Below are 14,871 nucleotides of genomic sequence, written 5' to 3'. Positions count from 1 at the left end.
AACAAAGCGCTAGAGCATTTCGATGCTCTAGCCCGACAGGAACCGGGCGTCTTACCGCGCCCGTGGACGAAACGGCACGCCGAAGTGCGGCCGGAATTCTCAAAGGAGGAGAATGACATGAAGAAACTGATGATCGCGCTCGCCTCGGCGACCGCCCTGCTCGCCTCGTCCGCCATGGCCCAGGAGAAGCTGAAGATCGGCGCGGCCCCCTACGGCCTCAACGCGGAATTCATGCAGATCTGGTCCGCCGCGCTCGAAGAGCACCCCGCCGTCAAGAGCGGCGAAGTCGAGCTCACCGTCTTCGACGGCCGCTATGACGCGCTGGTCCAGCAGGAACAGTTCAACACGATGATCACGCAGAAGTTCAATGCGATCATCTTCGTGCCGATCGACATCGAAGCCGGCGCGACGGCCGTGCAGGCCGCCAGCGACGCCGGCATTCCGGTCGTCGGCTCCAACACCCGCGTGAACTCCGACCTGCTCGCCGCCTATGTCGGCTCCGACGACACGATTTCCGGCTACATGGAAGCCAAGACCGTTCTCGACAAGATCGGCTGCAAGGGCAATGTCGTGATCATCGAGGGCCCGATCGGCCAGTCCGCGCAGATCTCGCGCCTCGAAGGCAACCAGAAGGCGCTCGCCGAGTGCCCGGACGTCAAGGTCCTCGAGCAGCAGACCGCCAACTGGTCGCGCGCCGAAGCCCAGACGCTGATGGAGAACTGGCTGACCTCCCATCCCGGCCAGATCAACGGCGTCATCGGCCAGAACGACGAGATGGCGCTCGGCGCGATCGAGGCGATCAAGTCGGCGGGCCTGAAGACCGACGACTTCGCGATCGCCGGCATCGACGGCATCACCGACGCGCTGACCGCCGTCAAGGAAGGCACGATGACCTCGATCCTCCAGGACGCCCGCGCACAGGCCCAGGGCGCGCTGGATCTTGCGATCTTCCATGCGAAGAAGGGCGACTACAAGCCGCAGTCCGACATCTGGGCGCAGTACCCGGACATGCCGTTCAACGACGGCAAGGACAAGGAATACAATGTTCCGTGGACGCCGGTCACGACCGAGAACGTCGACAAGCTGCTGGACATGCGCAAGTAACGGGCAAAACCGCGGGGCGGCCCCGCCGCCCCGCTCTCTCCAAGATAACGAAGGCTGAACCGATGACCGACACACCTCCCAGGATCGACCTCAACTTCCCGCTCGACGGCAAGGTCGCGCTCGTCACCGGCGGCGCATCCGGCATCGGCGCGGCCATCGCCACGGCCTTTGCGGCCAAGGGCGCGAAGGTCGCGGTGCTCGACATCAACGCCGACATCGCCAAGGCCAAGGCGGAAGAGCTCGGCGGTGCGGCGAAGCCCTTCGTCTGCGACGTCTCCGACCCGGCCTCGGTGGAAAAGGCCGTCGCCGACGTGGCCGCAGCCTTCGGCGGCATCGATATCGCGGTCAACAGCGCCGGCATCGTCGCACTGGCCCCGGCCGAAGACCTGACGCTTTCCCAATGGGACAAGACGATCGACATCAACCTCAAGGGCAGCTTCCTCGTCACGCAGGCGGTCGGCCGCCGCATGATCGCTAGCGGCAAGGGCGGCAAGATCGTCAACCTCGCCTCGCAGGCCGGCACGGTGGCGATCGAAGAGCACGTCGCCTATTGCGCCTCCAAGTTCGGCGTCATCGGCATGTCGAAGACCTTCGCCGCCGAATGGGGCAAACACGGCATCACCGTCAACACGATCTCGCCCACCATCGTGCTCACCGAGCTCGGCAAGAAGGCCTGGGCCGGCGAGAAGGGCGACGCCGCCAGGAAGCGAATCCCGACCGGCCGTTTCGCCTTCCCGGAAGAGATCGCCGCCGCCGCCGTGTTCCTGGTCTCGCCGGGCGCGGACATGATCAACGGCGCCGATCTTCTGATCGATGGCGGCTACACCATTCTTTGAGCCCGGACCGGCTCTCGCAATTCTCAAGGAGTTACCATGCAGCGTTTCATCAACGACCCTGACCTTGTTGTCGAGGATACCGTCAAGGGCTTTGTGAAGGCGCATTCGGATATCGTGCGCCTTGCGGAGAACCCGCGCGTCGTCGTCGCCCGGGATGCCCCGTTTGCCGGCAAGGTCGGCGTTGTGACGGGCGGCGGCTCGGGCCATGAGCCGGCCTTCATCGGCTATGCCGGCAGGAACATGCTCGATGCGGTCGCCGTCGGCGAGCTCTTCTCCTCGCCGACCGCCAAGAGCTTCCACGACGCCATCCGTGAAGCCGACGGCGGCAAGGGCGTCGTCGTGCTCTACGGCAACTATGCCGGCGACAACATGAACGTGAAGATGGCGACGAAGCTCGCCGCCAAGGACGGCATCGAGGTCGCGACGGTGGTCGCCAACGACGACGTCTGCTCGGCCCCGATCGCGGAACGCGAGAAGCGCCGCGGCGTTGCCGGCGAGATCTTCATGTGGAAGATCGGCGGCGCCAAGGCCGCGACCGGCGCGAGCCTCGAGGAGGTGCGGGCCGCCGCGCAGAAGGCGATCGACAACTGCCGCTCGATCGGCGTCGGCCTCGGCCCCTGCACGCTGCCGGCCGTCGGCCATCCGAACTTCCAGATCGAGCCGGGCACGATGGAGGTCGGCATCGGCCATCACGGCGAGCCGGGCGTGCGCGTCGAGACGCTGAAGACGGCCGAGGCGGCCGCCAGGGACATGGTGAAGATCGTGCTCGACGATCACGACCTTCCCGAAGGCACCGAGGTCGCCGTGCTGGTCTCGGGCCTCGGCGCGACGCCGCTCAACGAGCTCTACATTCTCAACGACACGATCGAGAGCGAGATCTCGGCGCGCGGCCTGACGATCCGCAAGACCTGGATCGGCAACTACTTCACCTCGCTGGAAATGGTCGGCGCGACGCTGACCGTCATGGCGCTCGACGACGACCTGAAGACGCTGCTCGATGTCGAGACGCGTTGCACGATCATCCTGTGACGGGAGGAAGCCCCATGCAGATCTTCGACAATGCGTCTTCCGGCGCGATCGTCCTCTCGATGGCCGAGCGGATCGTCGAGAACCGGGCCTATCTCAGCGAGATCGACGGCAGGATCGGCGACGGCGACCACGGCGTGAACATGGCCAAGGGCTTCGGCATGGCCGCCGAGCGGCTGAAGGGCAAGGACGCGTCGCTCGCCCAGTCCCTCGACACGCTCGGCACGGTGCTGATGACGGAGATCGGCGGCTCGATGGGCCCGCTCTACGGCGTCATGTTCACGGAATTCGCCGAGACGATCCAAGGCGTGGAGACGATCGACGCGGCGGCCTTCAGCAGGATGTTGCATGCCGGCCTTTCCGGCATCCGGTCGATCGGCTCGGCCAAGGTCGGCGACAAGACGCTGCTCGACACGTTCGTTCCGGCGGTCGAGGCCTTCGACGCGGCGACGGCGGCGGGCAAATCCTTCGGCGAGGCGCTGGAAGCGCTCGTTGCGGCCGCCGAGGCCGGGCGCGATTCGACGATCGGCCTGGTGGCCAAGATCGGCCGCGCCAGCCGGCTCGGCGAGCGCTCGCTCGGCGTGCTGGATGCCGGCGCGACCTCCTGCGCCATCATCCTGAAGGAACTGTCCGACGGCGCACGCGCCCGCCTCGGCTAAGGCAGCCCCCAACGGTCCTCCCAGGACGCGCGGCCCGCCCCTCGCAACGGGCCGCGCAACGCTTTTTTACTAAACCTCCATCTGCCTCGGCCCGTTACGGAACGGGATCATCGGGCGAGGGGTAGACCACCGTCCCATCGGGTCTCGGCTCGGCGCCCGGTGTCAGGCGGGCCTCCTCAAGGCGGCCTTCGCCCATGATGTGAAAGACGGTTTCGCCCTGAGCAATCAGGTAATCGGCGACGATGCGGCGATGACACCGCCACCAGACCGCCTCCGAGCACATCATTGCGCAACGCCGCCGGCGCCCTTCGGCGCGCAGATGCTCGAGACCCTCCCGAAACTCGCCCGATAGCGCATAGTCGGCGTAGTTGTGGAAGCTCCTGTTCTTCCACAGGCCATTGATGTCGGGCGGCAAGGCCGGCTTGCGGCCGCGAAGCCCGCCGAGTGCCGCAATATGCTCGTAGGATATCTGCATGTCGGCAAGCGCGTCGGGCAGCGTGTCCCGGTTGAACTGCGGATTGGCCCGCGACATCGGCATCTTGCGGATATCGGCGAGACGTTCGATCCTTGCGGACTCCAGCCGCGCGAGAAAGTCCGCAAGGTCGAGGTTGGAATGGCCGATGGTGAAGAACGGCTGCGCCATCGTGTCATGCGCGATCAGAGGAGCCGCAACTGGAAGCGGCGGCCTGCATGAGCTCGAGCGTGTGCGGATCGGGCTCGCCGGCAAAAAATCGTTCCAGGGCGAGCCGGAATCTTTGCCCCTCCGCCCCGGCAGCTTCGCCGAACAGGGTCATCGAAGAACGAAATTTCAGATCATCGGGCGAACCGAAGATCTCATGGACGGAGCGGCCGGACACGCCGAGCACCGCATCGACCGCGCGCGCCAGCCTGTCGGCAAGGACGGGATGTCGGAGATAGGCGCGGGCCTCCTCGATGGAGCCGATGCCGTAGAAATTCGCGGTGGGCGACCGCCCCAGCGCGCGCAATTGCGGGAAGATGAACCACATCCAATGGGTTTTCTTGCGCCCCGCGCCGAGCTCGGCAAGGGCCGTGTCGAAGACGCGGTCTTGTGCTGCAACGAAACGGGAAAGCTCGAACGGATCGTTCTGTGCCATCGCATCTTCTCCTGCGCCGCCTGCGCGACCGACCACATCGTTCCCGCTGATGCAGATAGTGCACCACTGGCGCGGGACAAGCGCCCTGTGTCCGGCCGCTCAACACGCATCTTTTCGGCGCATTGCGCGTTGAAGCGAAACCACGAGACGACAGGAGAGAGCGATGGTGGATGTGAGAACAAGCGGTTTCGACAGCCCGGCCCAGCTTCGGGAGTATCTTGCAGAGGTCGAGGAGGACGGCGATATGGTCGAGGCGCCCGAACGCGACGCTTCGCGCGGCCATATTCACCGCGATCTCGCCGCGCTGCGAAAGGACGTCGCTGCTTTGAGAAGGCAAATAGATGCCATGCATCGGCATTCGCCCCGGGCCGGCCGGCCGCGCGCAGACCATTCCTGGCTGCGGATTGCGCTCACGGTCGCCGCGACCGCCCTGCTCGGCAATCTCGTTCAGCGCCTGCGCCTCGGAACCGCCGGCGCCGCCGCCGTGCCGATGATCGTTGCAAAGGCCGACCGCCGCCTCTGGTGAGGATGTCAGATCGGTGCGGCCGCCAGCAGGACCGCGACGGGCACCGTTATTGCCGACGCGCTGATCGCTACCGCCGCCGCCAGCCTGATCAAGCGTGCGCGTCGCGCGCGCCGGGGATCCCATTCATACGCCATACCTGTCCCTCCGACCCCCAGAACAGCATGCGGCGCCGGGAGAGTCCATCCCCGGCGTGAAAGGCTCGTGGCTTGGCGAGGGATTGCCATTGCAAAGCGCCCCGCAGCTCTTATCTTTTGTTGCGGAGGTCAACGGAGAAACGGGCGATGAAGGAATTCGTCACCAATGCCGCATCGGACGATGCGATGGAAATCATGGTCCCGGCGAGAAGCAAGGGCCGCCTCCGATGCGCAGCCGTCTGCCTCTGTTGCGAGCGCGCGGACCAGCCGATGGACGATGATGGCTGCGGCATTTGCGATGTTTGCCTCGGATTGCCCGTTCGCACGATGGATGATCCGGACGGCCTTGAAATCCCTGCGCCCTCCCCCCATCTATCGTTCACCACCCGTAATCGATGACTGCCTGCAGCGATGGTGCTGCCTCGCGCGTTCGTAGTCGTCCGGGTCCAGAAGGGCGCTCCCCGAAAGGGTCGAGCGCCCTTCGTCTATCCGAGGGCGTGTCAATTCAGTTGCGATGCGTGGTTCCCCCACCCGGGATGATCTGGCTTGCCGTCCTGGCGCAGCGTCGAAATGCGCGGCCATTGCCCGGCGGCCGGCCCGGCTGGAAAGGCTCGGATCATGCACTGGCCAAGTGGTCGAACAGCGCTTGAACCGTTGGGGTCGGATCGCGTCCGGAGGCCACGCATACGGAGAGATTTCGCGTTGCCCATGCATCTGCCAGGGACGTCAGCGCCAACGGATAGGCTCGCTTGCACCGCCGCGCCACCGTATCCGGCACGATGGCGATCCCGACGCCGTCACTTGCCGCCGCACATATGGATTCAAACGTCCGCAGTCTCACCCGGTATCGGAGCCGTACGCCTATCCTGTCCGCTTGAGCGTCGATGTGATCCTGCAATGCGCCGCCCTCCAGGCCCACGAAATACTGCTCGGCAAGGCCGGCGAACCGGGTTTCCTTTTCCATTGCGAGCCGATGTGTCTTTGCCGAGACCACGACGAGCTTGCTCACCGCGAAGGGTTTGAGGAGCAATCCCTCATGAGCGGCCGCATCCGACAACACGCCGATATCGGCAAAGCCCGCCGCGATGCTTCGGGCTATTTCCTGGCTTTGACGCTCCCGGAGTTCGACATCGACTTGAGGATGCGCGGCAAGCCATGGCGACAGGCGGCTTGGAAGAACCTCCACGATGGCCGCCGTATTTGCGACCACCCGGATATTCGTGCGCAGCCCCTTCGCGAAGCGCCCCATTTCCCCACGCATGAGGGTCGCCTGATTCAGGATTTCGCGCGCGTGGTGGGAAAGTGCCTCCCCCGCCTCCGTCAATGCAACGCCCCGGCGTCCCCTTTCGAGCAGGCGGACGTCTCCGGTGGCCTCCATTTCCCGCAGGCGATCACTGGCCGCTGCAAGCGAAAGACCGACCTGCGCCGCTCCGTGGGTGATGCTGCCAGCCTCAGCCACGGCGAGAAAGAGACGCAGGTCGATGAAGTCGAAGCGCATCCTTAAAACGTTACACGCGCCATAGCCTTCGGTCCAGACGAAGGCTGGATACGGAACTGCCGCATTGTGGATGACGGCGCGGCGCGTAAGAAAGCATCATGAATGATGCATCGATCTCATTGCTGCTCGCTGCCGGAGCGACGTTTTTCATCGCCGGCATCGTTAAAGGCGTCACGGGAATGGGCCTTCCGACGGTCGCCATGGGTGTTCTCGGCGGGCTCCTGTCGCCTCTTGCGGCAGCGTCGTTGCTCATCGTCCCATCGTTCGTAACAAATGTCTGGCAACTCGTTTCCGGTCCGAGCCTTGTCGGCATCGTGCGGCGGCTCTGGACCATGATGGCCGGAGTTCTTGTCGGCACGCTCGGCAGTACCTCCATGCTGACGGGCGGCAATACCAGCCTGACCACCGCCCTGCTCGGCCTCGCGCTCGCGGTGTATGCGGTCTACACGCTGTTGGCGAAGCCCTATCGTGTCAACCAGGCTCATAAAGCGTGGCTCTCGCCGGTGATCGGGCTTGCCACCGGCCTCATCGCCGGTGCAACCGGCGTGTTCGTCATTCCGGCCGTACCCTATGTCCAGGCCCTCGGCTTCGAGAAGGATGATCTCGTTCAGGCCCTCGGTCTTTCCTTTACCGTTTCCACCGTCGCGCTCGCCGCCGGACTTTCCTTGCAAGGGGCATTTCAGCTTGATGGAGCAGCGCTTTCGAGCCTCGCCGTCGTTCCCGCCTTGATCGGCATGTGGGCTGGCCAGCACGTCAGGAAAGCGGTCAGTCCGGCCATGTTCAAGCGCTGCTTCCTGATCGCCCTTGCGCTTCTCGGCGCGGAGATGATGCTGCGGGCCGTCTGGTGAGGCGATGGTCCGATGCGGCCGGCCCTCGCGCCACAAATTCCTCGCAGGATAGATTTCGGGAGACAATCCGGGCGCGCGCTCTATGCTTGCCTCGCAGATTCAGAATCCCGGTTGGAGGGCCGCATGTCAAAAATGCAGCGCTCCAAATCAACGGCAAACCCATTCCCACGCTCGCGGGCTTAAGGGGCGCTTTGGCTTTAGCGGCGCTCGTCCAAATCCACGTCGCGAGGTGTTTCATATACGGTTCCAGAAGAGGCCTGGCATGTCCATTCTCGATCAGCTCGACCTTTCGCTTCCCCTGATCCAAGCTCCCATGGCGGGTGTTTCGACGCCCGAACTGGCGGCTGCCGTCTCGGAAACGGGCGCCCTCGGTTCCATCGGGGTGGGCGCGACGGACGCCGCCGGCGCGCGCTCGATGATCGCGGAAGTGCGCGAACGCACCGGACGGGCATTCAACGTCAATCTGTTCGTGCACGGGCCGGCGTCGGCCAACCCGGCACGCGAGGCGGAATGGCTTGAATGGTTGCGCCCTCTGTTCACCGAGTTCGGTGCGGAGCCGCCCGCAACGCTCCGCACGATCTACAAGAGCCTTGCGGAAGACGCCGACATGGTGGCGATGCTGCTGGAGACGGCCCCGCCGGTTCTCAGTTTCCATTTCGGGCTGCCGCCTGCCGATGTGCTGTCGGCGTTGCGTGAGCGCGGCATCTTCATGCTCGCCACAGCAACCAGCCTCGATGAGGCACGGGCAGTCGAAGCCGCGGGAATCGACGCGATCGTCGCGCAGGGGATCGAGGCCGGGGGGCATCGCGGCGTGTTCGATCCCGCCGCACCCGACGATGCGCTCGGCACCATGGCGCTGACCCGGTTGCTGGTGAGGAACACCTCCCTGCCCGTCGTCGCGGCCGGGGGGATCATGGACGGCGCGGGCATCGCCGCAGCGCTCGACCTCGGTGCGGCCGCGGCACAGCTCGGCACGGCGTTCATCGCCTGTCCCGAGTCCGCTGCCGACAACGCGTACCGCGCCGCACTTGCCGGGCCGGCGGCCTACCACACCACGCTTACGCCGCTCATATCGGGCCGGCCGGCCCGTGCGCTTGCCAACCGCTTTACCGCACTTGCAAGGACGGTCGGAAACCGCCTCCCGCCGGATTATCCGATCGCCTACGACGCAGGCAAGGCCCTCCATGCCGCCGCCAAGGCAAAAGGGGAATACGGCTTCGGGGCGCAATGGGCCGGACAAGGCGCGCCGCTCACGCGTACAATGCCGGCGGCCGAACTGGTCGACACGCTACGGCTCGAACTGCAGGCCTGCCGAAACAATCCGTAGGCTTGCCCCCTCATGGCGCTCACGCCGGGTCTGGTGCCTGTTCGAAACACTCGATCAGCATTTCGGTGAGGACCCGCACCTTCCTTGCGGGATGCTGCCCCGGCGGGCGGACAATGAATATGCCGGCTGGTGGCGGTGGATGGCGCGTCATAACCGGAACAAGCGCGCCGGACGCCATGTAGTCCTGGATAAGGTAGTCGGGCAGCGCGGCGATACCCAGCCCGGCTGCCGCGGCCACGGCAAGAGCCACTCCGCTGTCGGCCTTGAAGCGCCCCCGCGGGTTGACCGTCATGACCCTGTCACCATCCATAAGCTGCCAGGTTTCCATGTCCTGCATGAGGGCCTGATGGGCGACGAGCTCTTCCGGCGTTTCCGGGGATCCATGCGTCCTTATATAATCCGGGCTCGCGACGAACTTCCCGTGGAGCGGCCCGATGCGCCTGGCGATCAGGCTGGAATCCTGGAGAGTGCCGATCCGGATCGCACAATCGAAACCTTCGGCGACGAGATCGACGAAGCGGTCGCTGTAGGACGTGTGGATGTGGAGCTGCGGGTGGCGTCGCGCCATGTCCGCGAGCACCGGGGCGAAGTGGGTCGGGCCGAACGAAAGCGGCGCGGCAATCCGCAGGCGGCCGCACAGCTCACCGGCGGGCAGGATCGTTTCCCTGGCCACGTCGATCTCGGCGCAAACCCTGGCGGCATAATCCCGGAACGTGGCCCCGGCTTCCGTGAGAGCGGCGCCGCGGGTGGTTCGTGCGAGAAGCTGGGTACCGAGCTCCGCCTCAAGCCGGATAAGCCGCCGGCTGACCATCGACTTGGAGATGCCGAGCCGGAGCGCCGCAGACGTAACGCCCCCCGCATCGGCAACCTCCACGAATGTCCGCAGGTCTTCTATGTCCATTCGGCGTTCCCCATATTGCGACACAGCTTAGCACGAAAGGGCGCTACCGCATCATGATGCGGGATGACAGAGTCCGTTTCGCAGACAGCGCCGCATCCGGCGCCTGTCGATTGCCAGACCAATCCCACACAAAACGGCAACAGAGGATGTCTTCATGACCTTTCGTAATGGCCTTGCTTCGCTTCTTCGTCCCGAAGATTCGGTCCTCGTCCTGATCGACCATCAGCCCTATCAGCTCGCGAACCTGAACAGCCATGACCCGCACATCGTGGTCAACAATTCGACGGCGCTGGCAAAGGCCGCCAAGGTCTTCAACGTCCCGACGATCCTGACAAGCGTCATCGCCGATCGCGGCGGCCTCCTCTTTCGGCAGATCACCGATGTGTTCCCCGGCCAGGAGGTGATCGACCGAACGTTCATCAACACCTGGGAAGATCAGAAGGTGGTCGATGCGGTCAAGGCGACGGGACGCAAGCAGCTCATCATCGCCGGCCTGTGGACCGAGATCTGCGTCGCGATGCCGGCAATCCAGGCTGCGGGGGAAGGCTGGGATGTGACGGTCGTCACCGATGCGTCGGGCGCGGTTTCGGTCGAGGCGCACGAGGTCGCCATCCAGCGCATGGCCGCGGCGGGCGTGAACTTGATGACCTGGCTGGCCCTGGCATCCGAGTGGCAGCGCGACTGGGCACGGGCCGAAACCGCCATCGCGCTGAACGATGTGGTCCTCCAGCACGCTGCCGGAAGCGGCATCGCCTATCTTTGGGAGCAGCAGCTGCTCAACACGCCGGCACCGGGCACCGCGGGCTGATCCGGACGGGGATGGCGAAATCTCGAACGGGGCATCGAGGAAAAGCCGGTCGCTGTCGGGCCTTGTCATCCCCTCTCTGCAAGAACGCCGCCCATGCCTGACGGACGTGGCCGGCCCGATGCGTGACCGTTACGGCATCGGATTTTCGCGGGCACCGCCGCCGATCATGACCGGCGGCGGCCAACAATGCCGGATCGTGGCCCAGGCGCCCCGCGGCCATGTCCGGCTCGGAGTGGCCACAAGCGACTGCGGAGGAAAGGACAAGGCAATCCGCATCACCACCGACGCGATGGGCGAAACGGTCGCGATCGGATCCGGCACGGAACCGCTCGCCACCGCGGCGGCGGCACTGAAGGATCTCAAGCACATTCTGGCTGCAAGGGCACGCGCGCCGGTTTCAGTTTAGCAACGGTCCGCATGACAATCCTTCCGAGGACGTTGCAGACCGCGAAGCCGGGGAAACGGACAGGCCACGGCGCTCGCGTGCCGGTGGCCTGGTGTCGTAGGTCGGTGTCAGCCTATCGCGCAGCCTCTTCGATCAGGTCGGCGACGACCTGCGGCTGCGAGACCATCACGATATGCGACGCGCCTTCCACGACGACCGTGCGCTTGGAGCCTGCGCGCTCGGCCATGAATCCCAGTGCTTTCGCCGGGATGTTCTTGTCGCCATCGCCATAGACGAAATACGACGGCAGCGCCTTCCAGGCCGGGTCGCCGGACTTTTCCGTCAACGCCGCCTCGGTGATCGGCCGCTGGCCGGCCGCCATCAGCGCCGTCGCTTCGGCCGGAACGTCGTGCGCGAACTGGTCGCGGAACTTCGTCTGGTCGATGTAGAGGTCGACGCCGCCCCCGGCGAGCTTGACCGGGGCAGCAAGCGCTTCGCCGAGTGTACCGCCGGGGAACCTGCCGGCCAGCTCGGCCGCGGCCTCGCCAGTGTCCGGCGCGAAGGCCGCCACATAAACCAGCGACTTGACGTTGTCGTGCCCCTTCGCGGCGTTCGAGATGACCTGGCCGCCATAGGAATGACCGACAAGGACCACCGGGCCCTCGATGCTGTCGACGACATCGGACACGAGCCGTGCGTCATGCGAGACGCCGCGCAGCGGATTTGCGACGGCGACGGCCCTGTACCCATCCTTGTGAAGGCGGGTGATGACGCCGTTCCAGCTCGAGGAGTCGGCAAACGCGCCATGCACGAGGACGATGGTGGGCTTGGCCGGTTCGGCGGCGGCAGCACCGGAAAGAAGCGTGGCTGCGAGAGCAACCGTTGCAGCAAACTTGGACATGATACTTTCCTTCCCTGATCTGGTTCTGTGGATTTCGGGACCTGAGGACGCGCTCAGCCACGAATGAAGGTCAGGACATCGGCGTTGAAGCGTTCGGCCTCGGTCTCGGCGAGCCCGTGCGATCCGCCGGGATAGACCCTCAGGGTCGCATCCGGGACGATTTCGGCGGCCAATCGAGCGGAAGCCTTGAGCGGGACGATCTGGTCATCATCGCCGTGGATGATCAGGGTCGGGCGATCAATCCGCCGAAGGTCTTCGGTGTAGTCGACCTCGGAGAATTCGCGGACGCAGTCATACTGGCCCTTGATGCCGCCCTGCAGGCCGATGCGGCGGAAGTTCTCGCGCAGGCCCTCGTTGGTTTCGACGCCGTCGCGATTGAAGCCGTAGAAGGGAACGGTCAGGTCGAAGAAGAACTGCGACCGGTTGGTAGCGGTGTTCTTTCGGATGCCGTCGAACACCGAGAGCGGTGTTCCCTCGGGATTGGCATCCGTCTTCAGCATCAGCGGCGGGACAGCGCCGACAAGGACGACCTTGGCGACACGCGCCGTGCCGTGACGGCCGATGTAGTGCGCGACCTCGCCGCCGCCGGTCGAGTGACCGACGAGGATAGCGTCGCGCAGGTCCAGCGCCTCGATCAATTCCGCCAGATCGTCGGCGTACCGGTCCATGTTGTTGCCGTCCCAGGTCTGGTCGGAGCGGCCGTGGCTGCGGCGATCATGGGCGATCACGCGGAAACCATTCTGCCCGAAGAACAGCATCTGCTGGTCCCAGGCGTCGGATGACAGCGGCCAGCCGTGAGCGAAGAGAATGGGCTGGCCGACGCCCCAGTCCTTGTAGAAAAGCCGGGTGCCGTCGCTGGTCGTGAAGTAGGTCATCGTCATCTCCTTTTAATTTGTGTACGATTAATTTGTGTACGATCCATTTATGCGCGCCGAGGCCCGTTGTCAATTGCTTGCAAATCAATCGCGCACAAATTATTTGTGAGAGAAAGGAGACCGCCATGACGCCAGCGCCCGCCAGCCAGCCCCCTTCCATCCCGGATGTCTCGGAAATGCTGTGCTTTTCCGTCTATTCCGCCGAACACGCCTTCACGCAGCTGTACCGCCCGCTGCTCGACAAGCTCAAGCTCACCTACCCTCAGTACCTCGTCATGGTGACGCTCTGGGGCCGGGACGGCCGCACCGTGAAGGAACTGGGCGGGATTCTTTTTCTCGACTCCAGCACGCTTACGCCCCTTCTCAAGCGACTGGAGGCGGCCGGCCTGGTCACCAGGACGCGAAACCCGAAAGACGAACGCGAGGTCCTCCTGCATCTGACCAAGGAAGGGCACGCGCTGAGAGGCCATGCGGCAGAGATCGCGCGTTGCATCCAGGACGCCGTCAGGCTCGACGGCGAAACGATCAGCGCCATTCGCGCATCGATCGACGACATACGCGATCGTCTTCAAAGCGTTGAGCGCTCCTGAGGTCAAACCCGCGTGAGGAAAAGCAATGGGTGCGTTGGGTTTGGCGACAGCGTTTTCGATTGTTTTGAAAGCCGATAGCGTATCATGTTGTTGAGCGCCGGTGCGGTCCGGCGGCCCCTGAAACGGGCCGCCCGGCATTTTCCCGGAGCTTCGATCGCCCTTGCGGCGCGCACCTGCCGTTCATGGACGGCAATGCAGTCGCCTTGGACCGCAACAGCGCGGGTGCGACAACGCCTGCCGACGCCAAAGGAGCGCTCTGCGCCATGCGGGAAATCTCGCCTGCTCAAAACTGGCTGTTCATAGTCCTCGGCCTGGCGCTGAGCGGGATTCTCTACGATGTCATGATGTCACCAGGGCGGCTGCTGCCGGTCGTGGGGCCAGCTTATGCGATCGCCATGGGAATGCCCATCATCGCTTTCGAGCGCCGGGCGACCTTCCGCAAACTGCGTCGGAAGATCGATGAGCTGCCGAGCTTGCCCTATCTCCTTGCGTCGCTCCTTGCCTATCAAATCCTGATGAGTGCCGGCTATGCGGTGGCCAGCGCCGGCCTTCTCCTGCTTGGCATGATCAAAGCCGGCTCGCTCGTCGAGGCGATGGTCATGCCCGTCGAGGTGCTTCTCTACGGCTTCGCCGTCTGCCTTCTGATCATCTTCATCCTGCGTGTTCGCGACCTGCTCGGCAGGGATGTGTTCACCAGCATGCTGATCAGCCGTTATCGTCAACCGGTCACCGAAGAGCGCGTGTTCCTGTTCATCGATCTCGCCGGCTCGACCGCCTATGCGGAAAAACACGGCGACCTGCGCGCGCAACAGTATCTGAAGGCAATCTTCTCGACCTTCGCGGAACCGGTGCGGCGCCACAAGGGCGCCATCAACGACTATGTCGGCGATGCCGCGATCGTCACCTGGCCGCTTGCCCGCGGGATCAAGGATGCCCGCTGTGTCCGCTGCGTCTTTGACATCCTGTCCGAAATCGACGCCCACGCCAGGACCTGGAAGCACCGTTTCGGAGAAGTGCCGCGATTGCGGGCTGCCCTTCATGGAGGACCGATCGTCACGGCGGAAATCGGCGTCGACCATCACAAAATCGCGTTCTTCGGCGACACGGTCAACACGACGGCGCGCATCGAGACGCTTTGCAAGACGCTCGGCCGCGACGTGCTGATCTCCCATAAGCTCGCAGCGCAGATTGTGCTTCCGGATGCCATCGTTGTCGAAGATCTTGGACAGCATGACCTCAAGGGACGCGGGCATATGCTCGGCGTTGCGGCGCTCTCGGCGCGCAAGACGGCTGAACGGCCAATCCACTTGCCCATTCCCGCTGAATGATCCCGGACAT

General features: G+C 64.6%; 18 protein-coding genes. 12 read left to right on the top strand and 6 right to left on the bottom strand.

The window, feature by feature from the left end:
- Nucleotides 1-117 precede the first annotated feature (117 nt).
- From WMC41_RS25230 to dhaL, 4 genes are all read left to right on the top strand, one after another.
- On the top strand, nt 118-1,104 hold the full coding sequence (locus WMC41_RS25230; RefSeq protein ID WP_244766013.1) for a substrate-binding domain-containing protein: 987 nt from the start codon (nt 118-120) through the stop codon (nt 1,102-1,104).
- A 62-nt stretch (nt 1,105-1,166) separates the two neighbouring features.
- Nucleotides 1,167-1,940 (top strand): SDR family oxidoreductase, encoded by a 774-nt coding sequence (locus tag WMC41_RS25225; protein WP_432348682.1) that lies wholly within the window; start codon nt 1,167-1,169, stop codon nt 1,938-1,940.
- A gap of 36 nt (nt 1,941-1,976) precedes the next feature.
- Nucleotides 1,977-2,969 (top strand): dihydroxyacetone kinase subunit DhaK, encoded by a 993-nt coding sequence (locus tag WMC41_RS25220; RefSeq protein WP_432348599.1) that lies wholly within the window; start codon nt 1,977-1,979, stop codon nt 2,967-2,969.
- A gap of 14 nt (nt 2,970-2,983) precedes the next feature.
- Entirely contained in the window at nt 2,984-3,625 is a 642-nt protein-coding gene (gene dhaL / locus WMC41_RS25215) for a dihydroxyacetone kinase subunit DhaL (RefSeq protein WP_432348597.1), read from the top strand.
- A gap of 94 nt (nt 3,626-3,719) precedes the next feature.
- Here the strand turns inward: dhaL and WMC41_RS25210 are convergent, their stop codons facing one another.
- Together WMC41_RS25210 and WMC41_RS25205 are read right to left on the bottom strand one after the other, a co-directional pair.
- Nucleotides 3,720-4,268, bottom strand: a complete 549-nt coding sequence (locus WMC41_RS25210) for a DUF488 domain-containing protein (protein WP_288079487.1) — start codon at nt 4,266-4,268, stop codon at nt 3,720-3,722.
- A 4-nt stretch (nt 4,269-4,272) separates the two neighbouring features.
- Nucleotides 4,273-4,740 carry a DUF1810 domain-containing protein gene (locus WMC41_RS25205; RefSeq protein ID WP_288079486.1) on the bottom strand — a complete coding sequence of 156 codons (468 nt, stop codon included), beginning with the start codon at nt 4,738-4,740 and terminating at the stop codon, nt 4,273-4,275.
- A gap of 163 nt (nt 4,741-4,903) precedes the next feature.
- On the opposite strand from WMC41_RS25205, the gene WMC41_RS25200 reads away from it, so the two are divergent.
- Nucleotides 4,904-5,266, top strand: coding sequence for a hypothetical protein (locus WMC41_RS25200; protein ID WP_432348679.1), 363 nt, complete (start codon nt 4,904-4,906; stop codon nt 5,264-5,266).
- Nucleotides 5,267-5,547: 281 nt separating this feature from the next.
- The gene (locus WMC41_RS25195; protein WP_245082596.1) at nt 5,548-5,799 is read left to right on the top strand and encodes a hypothetical protein; all 252 of its coding nucleotides are present in this window, start codon (nt 5,548-5,550) and stop codon (nt 5,797-5,799) included.
- A 217-nt stretch (nt 5,800-6,016) separates the two neighbouring features.
- Here WMC41_RS25195 and WMC41_RS25190 read toward each other — a convergent pair whose 3' ends face one another.
- Nucleotides 6,017-6,898 carry a LysR family transcriptional regulator gene (locus WMC41_RS25190; RefSeq protein ID WP_432348676.1) on the bottom strand — a complete coding sequence of 294 codons (882 nt, stop codon included), beginning with the start codon at nt 6,896-6,898 and terminating at the stop codon, nt 6,017-6,019.
- Nucleotides 6,899-6,996: 98 nt separating this feature from the next.
- On the opposite strand from WMC41_RS25190, the gene WMC41_RS25185 reads away from it, so the two are divergent.
- The gene (locus tag WMC41_RS25185; RefSeq protein ID WP_432348674.1) at nt 6,997-7,746 is read left to right on the top strand and encodes a sulfite exporter TauE/SafE family protein; all 750 of its coding nucleotides are present in this window, start codon (nt 6,997-6,999) and stop codon (nt 7,744-7,746) included.
- A gap of 262 nt (nt 7,747-8,008) precedes the next feature.
- Nucleotides 8,009-9,073 (top strand): NAD(P)H-dependent flavin oxidoreductase, encoded by a 1,065-nt coding sequence (locus tag WMC41_RS25180; protein WP_432348673.1) that lies wholly within the window; start codon nt 8,009-8,011, stop codon nt 9,071-9,073.
- A gap of 19 nt (nt 9,074-9,092) precedes the next feature.
- On the opposite strand, the gene WMC41_RS25175 is transcribed toward WMC41_RS25180, so the two are convergent.
- A complete protein-coding gene (locus WMC41_RS25175) occupies nt 9,093-9,974 on the bottom strand; it encodes a LysR family transcriptional regulator (protein WP_432348671.1) in 882 nt (293 codons plus the stop codon).
- 154 nt (nt 9,975-10,128) lie between these two features.
- On the opposite strand from WMC41_RS25175, the gene WMC41_RS25170 reads away from it, so the two are divergent.
- Nucleotides 10,129-10,782, top strand: a complete 654-nt coding sequence (locus WMC41_RS25170; RefSeq protein ID WP_432348669.1) for a hydrolase — start codon at nt 10,129-10,131, stop codon at nt 10,780-10,782.
- Nucleotides 10,783-10,900: 118 nt separating this feature from the next.
- The gene (locus tag WMC41_RS25165) at nt 10,901-11,188 is read left to right on the top strand and encodes a hypothetical protein (protein WP_432348667.1); all 288 of its coding nucleotides are present in this window, start codon (nt 10,901-10,903) and stop codon (nt 11,186-11,188) included.
- Nucleotides 11,189-11,300: 112 nt separating this feature from the next.
- Here WMC41_RS25165 and WMC41_RS25160 read toward each other — a convergent pair whose 3' ends face one another.
- Both WMC41_RS25160 and WMC41_RS25155 read right to left on the bottom strand, forming a co-directional pair.
- Nucleotides 11,301-12,068 carry an alpha/beta fold hydrolase gene (locus tag WMC41_RS25160; RefSeq protein ID WP_432348665.1) on the bottom strand — a complete coding sequence of 256 codons (768 nt, stop codon included), beginning with the start codon at nt 12,066-12,068 and terminating at the stop codon, nt 11,301-11,303.
- A 53-nt stretch (nt 12,069-12,121) separates the two neighbouring features.
- On the bottom strand, nt 12,122-12,943 hold the full coding sequence (locus tag WMC41_RS25155) for an alpha/beta fold hydrolase (protein ID WP_432348664.1): 822 nt from the start codon (nt 12,941-12,943) through the stop codon (nt 12,122-12,124).
- Between the two features lie 125 nt (nt 12,944-13,068).
- On the opposite strand from WMC41_RS25155, the gene WMC41_RS25150 reads away from it, so the two are divergent.
- Complete coding sequence (locus WMC41_RS25150) at nt 13,069-13,533, top strand: MarR family winged helix-turn-helix transcriptional regulator (protein ID WP_432348662.1); 465 nt, start codon at nt 13,069-13,071, stop codon at nt 13,531-13,533.
- A 263-nt stretch (nt 13,534-13,796) separates the two neighbouring features.
- Nucleotides 13,797-14,861 (top strand): adenylate/guanylate cyclase domain-containing protein, encoded by a 1,065-nt coding sequence (locus tag WMC41_RS25145; protein ID WP_432349338.1) that lies wholly within the window; start codon nt 13,797-13,799, stop codon nt 14,859-14,861.
- The last annotated feature ends 10 nt before the right edge of the window (nt 14,862-14,871 follow it).

Origin of the sequence: Shinella yambaruensis, from assembly GCF_050859155.1 — a bacterium.
Taxonomy (GTDB): domain Bacteria; phylum Pseudomonadota; class Alphaproteobacteria; order Rhizobiales; family Rhizobiaceae; genus Shinella; species Shinella yambaruensis.
The sequence above is the reverse complement of the archived record's forward strand: the minus strand, read 5'-3'. Positions and strand labels throughout refer to the sequence as shown.

Coding starts and splice junctions, on each gene's coding strand:
- WMC41_RS25230 (WP_244766013.1), top strand. CDS start 118: ATGAAGAAACTGATGATCGCGCTCGCCTCGGCGACCGCCCTGCTCGCC.
- WMC41_RS25225 (WP_432348682.1), top strand. CDS start 1,167: ATGACCGACACACCTCCCAGGATCGACCTCAACTTCCCGCTCGACGGC.
- WMC41_RS25220 (WP_432348599.1), top strand. CDS start 1,977: ATGCAGCGTTTCATCAACGACCCTGACCTTGTTGTCGAGGATACCGTC.
- dhaL (WP_432348597.1), top strand. CDS start 2,984: ATGCAGATCTTCGACAATGCGTCTTCCGGCGCGATCGTCCTCTCGATG.
- WMC41_RS25210 (WP_288079487.1), bottom strand. CDS start 4,268: ATGGCGCAGCCGTTCTTCACCATCGGCCATTCCAACCTCGACCTTGCG.
- WMC41_RS25205 (WP_288079486.1), bottom strand. CDS start 4,740: ATGGCACAGAACGATCCGTTCGAGCTTTCCCGTTTCGTTGCAGCACAA.
- WMC41_RS25200 (WP_432348679.1), top strand. CDS start 4,904: ATGGTGGATGTGAGAACAAGCGGTTTCGACAGCCCGGCCCAGCTTCGG.
- WMC41_RS25195 (WP_245082596.1), top strand. CDS start 5,548: ATGAAGGAATTCGTCACCAATGCCGCATCGGACGATGCGATGGAAATC.
- WMC41_RS25190 (WP_432348676.1), bottom strand. CDS start 6,898: ATGCGCTTCGACTTCATCGACCTGCGTCTCTTTCTCGCCGTGGCTGAG.
- WMC41_RS25185 (WP_432348674.1), top strand. CDS start 6,997: ATGAATGATGCATCGATCTCATTGCTGCTCGCTGCCGGAGCGACGTTT.
- WMC41_RS25180 (WP_432348673.1), top strand. CDS start 8,009: ATGTCCATTCTCGATCAGCTCGACCTTTCGCTTCCCCTGATCCAAGCT.
- WMC41_RS25175 (WP_432348671.1), bottom strand. CDS start 9,974: ATGGACATAGAAGACCTGCGGACATTCGTGGAGGTTGCCGATGCGGGG.
- WMC41_RS25170 (WP_432348669.1), top strand. CDS start 10,129: ATGACCTTTCGTAATGGCCTTGCTTCGCTTCTTCGTCCCGAAGATTCG.
- WMC41_RS25165 (WP_432348667.1), top strand. CDS start 10,901: ATGCGTGACCGTTACGGCATCGGATTTTCGCGGGCACCGCCGCCGATC.
- WMC41_RS25160 (WP_432348665.1), bottom strand. CDS start 12,068: ATGTCCAAGTTTGCTGCAACGGTTGCTCTCGCAGCCACGCTTCTTTCC.
- WMC41_RS25155 (WP_432348664.1), bottom strand. CDS start 12,943: ATGACCTACTTCACGACCAGCGACGGCACCCGGCTTTTCTACAAGGAC.
- WMC41_RS25150 (WP_432348662.1), top strand. CDS start 13,069: ATGACGCCAGCGCCCGCCAGCCAGCCCCCTTCCATCCCGGATGTCTCG.
- WMC41_RS25145 (WP_432349338.1), top strand. CDS start 13,797: ATGCGGGAAATCTCGCCTGCTCAAAACTGGCTGTTCATAGTCCTCGGC.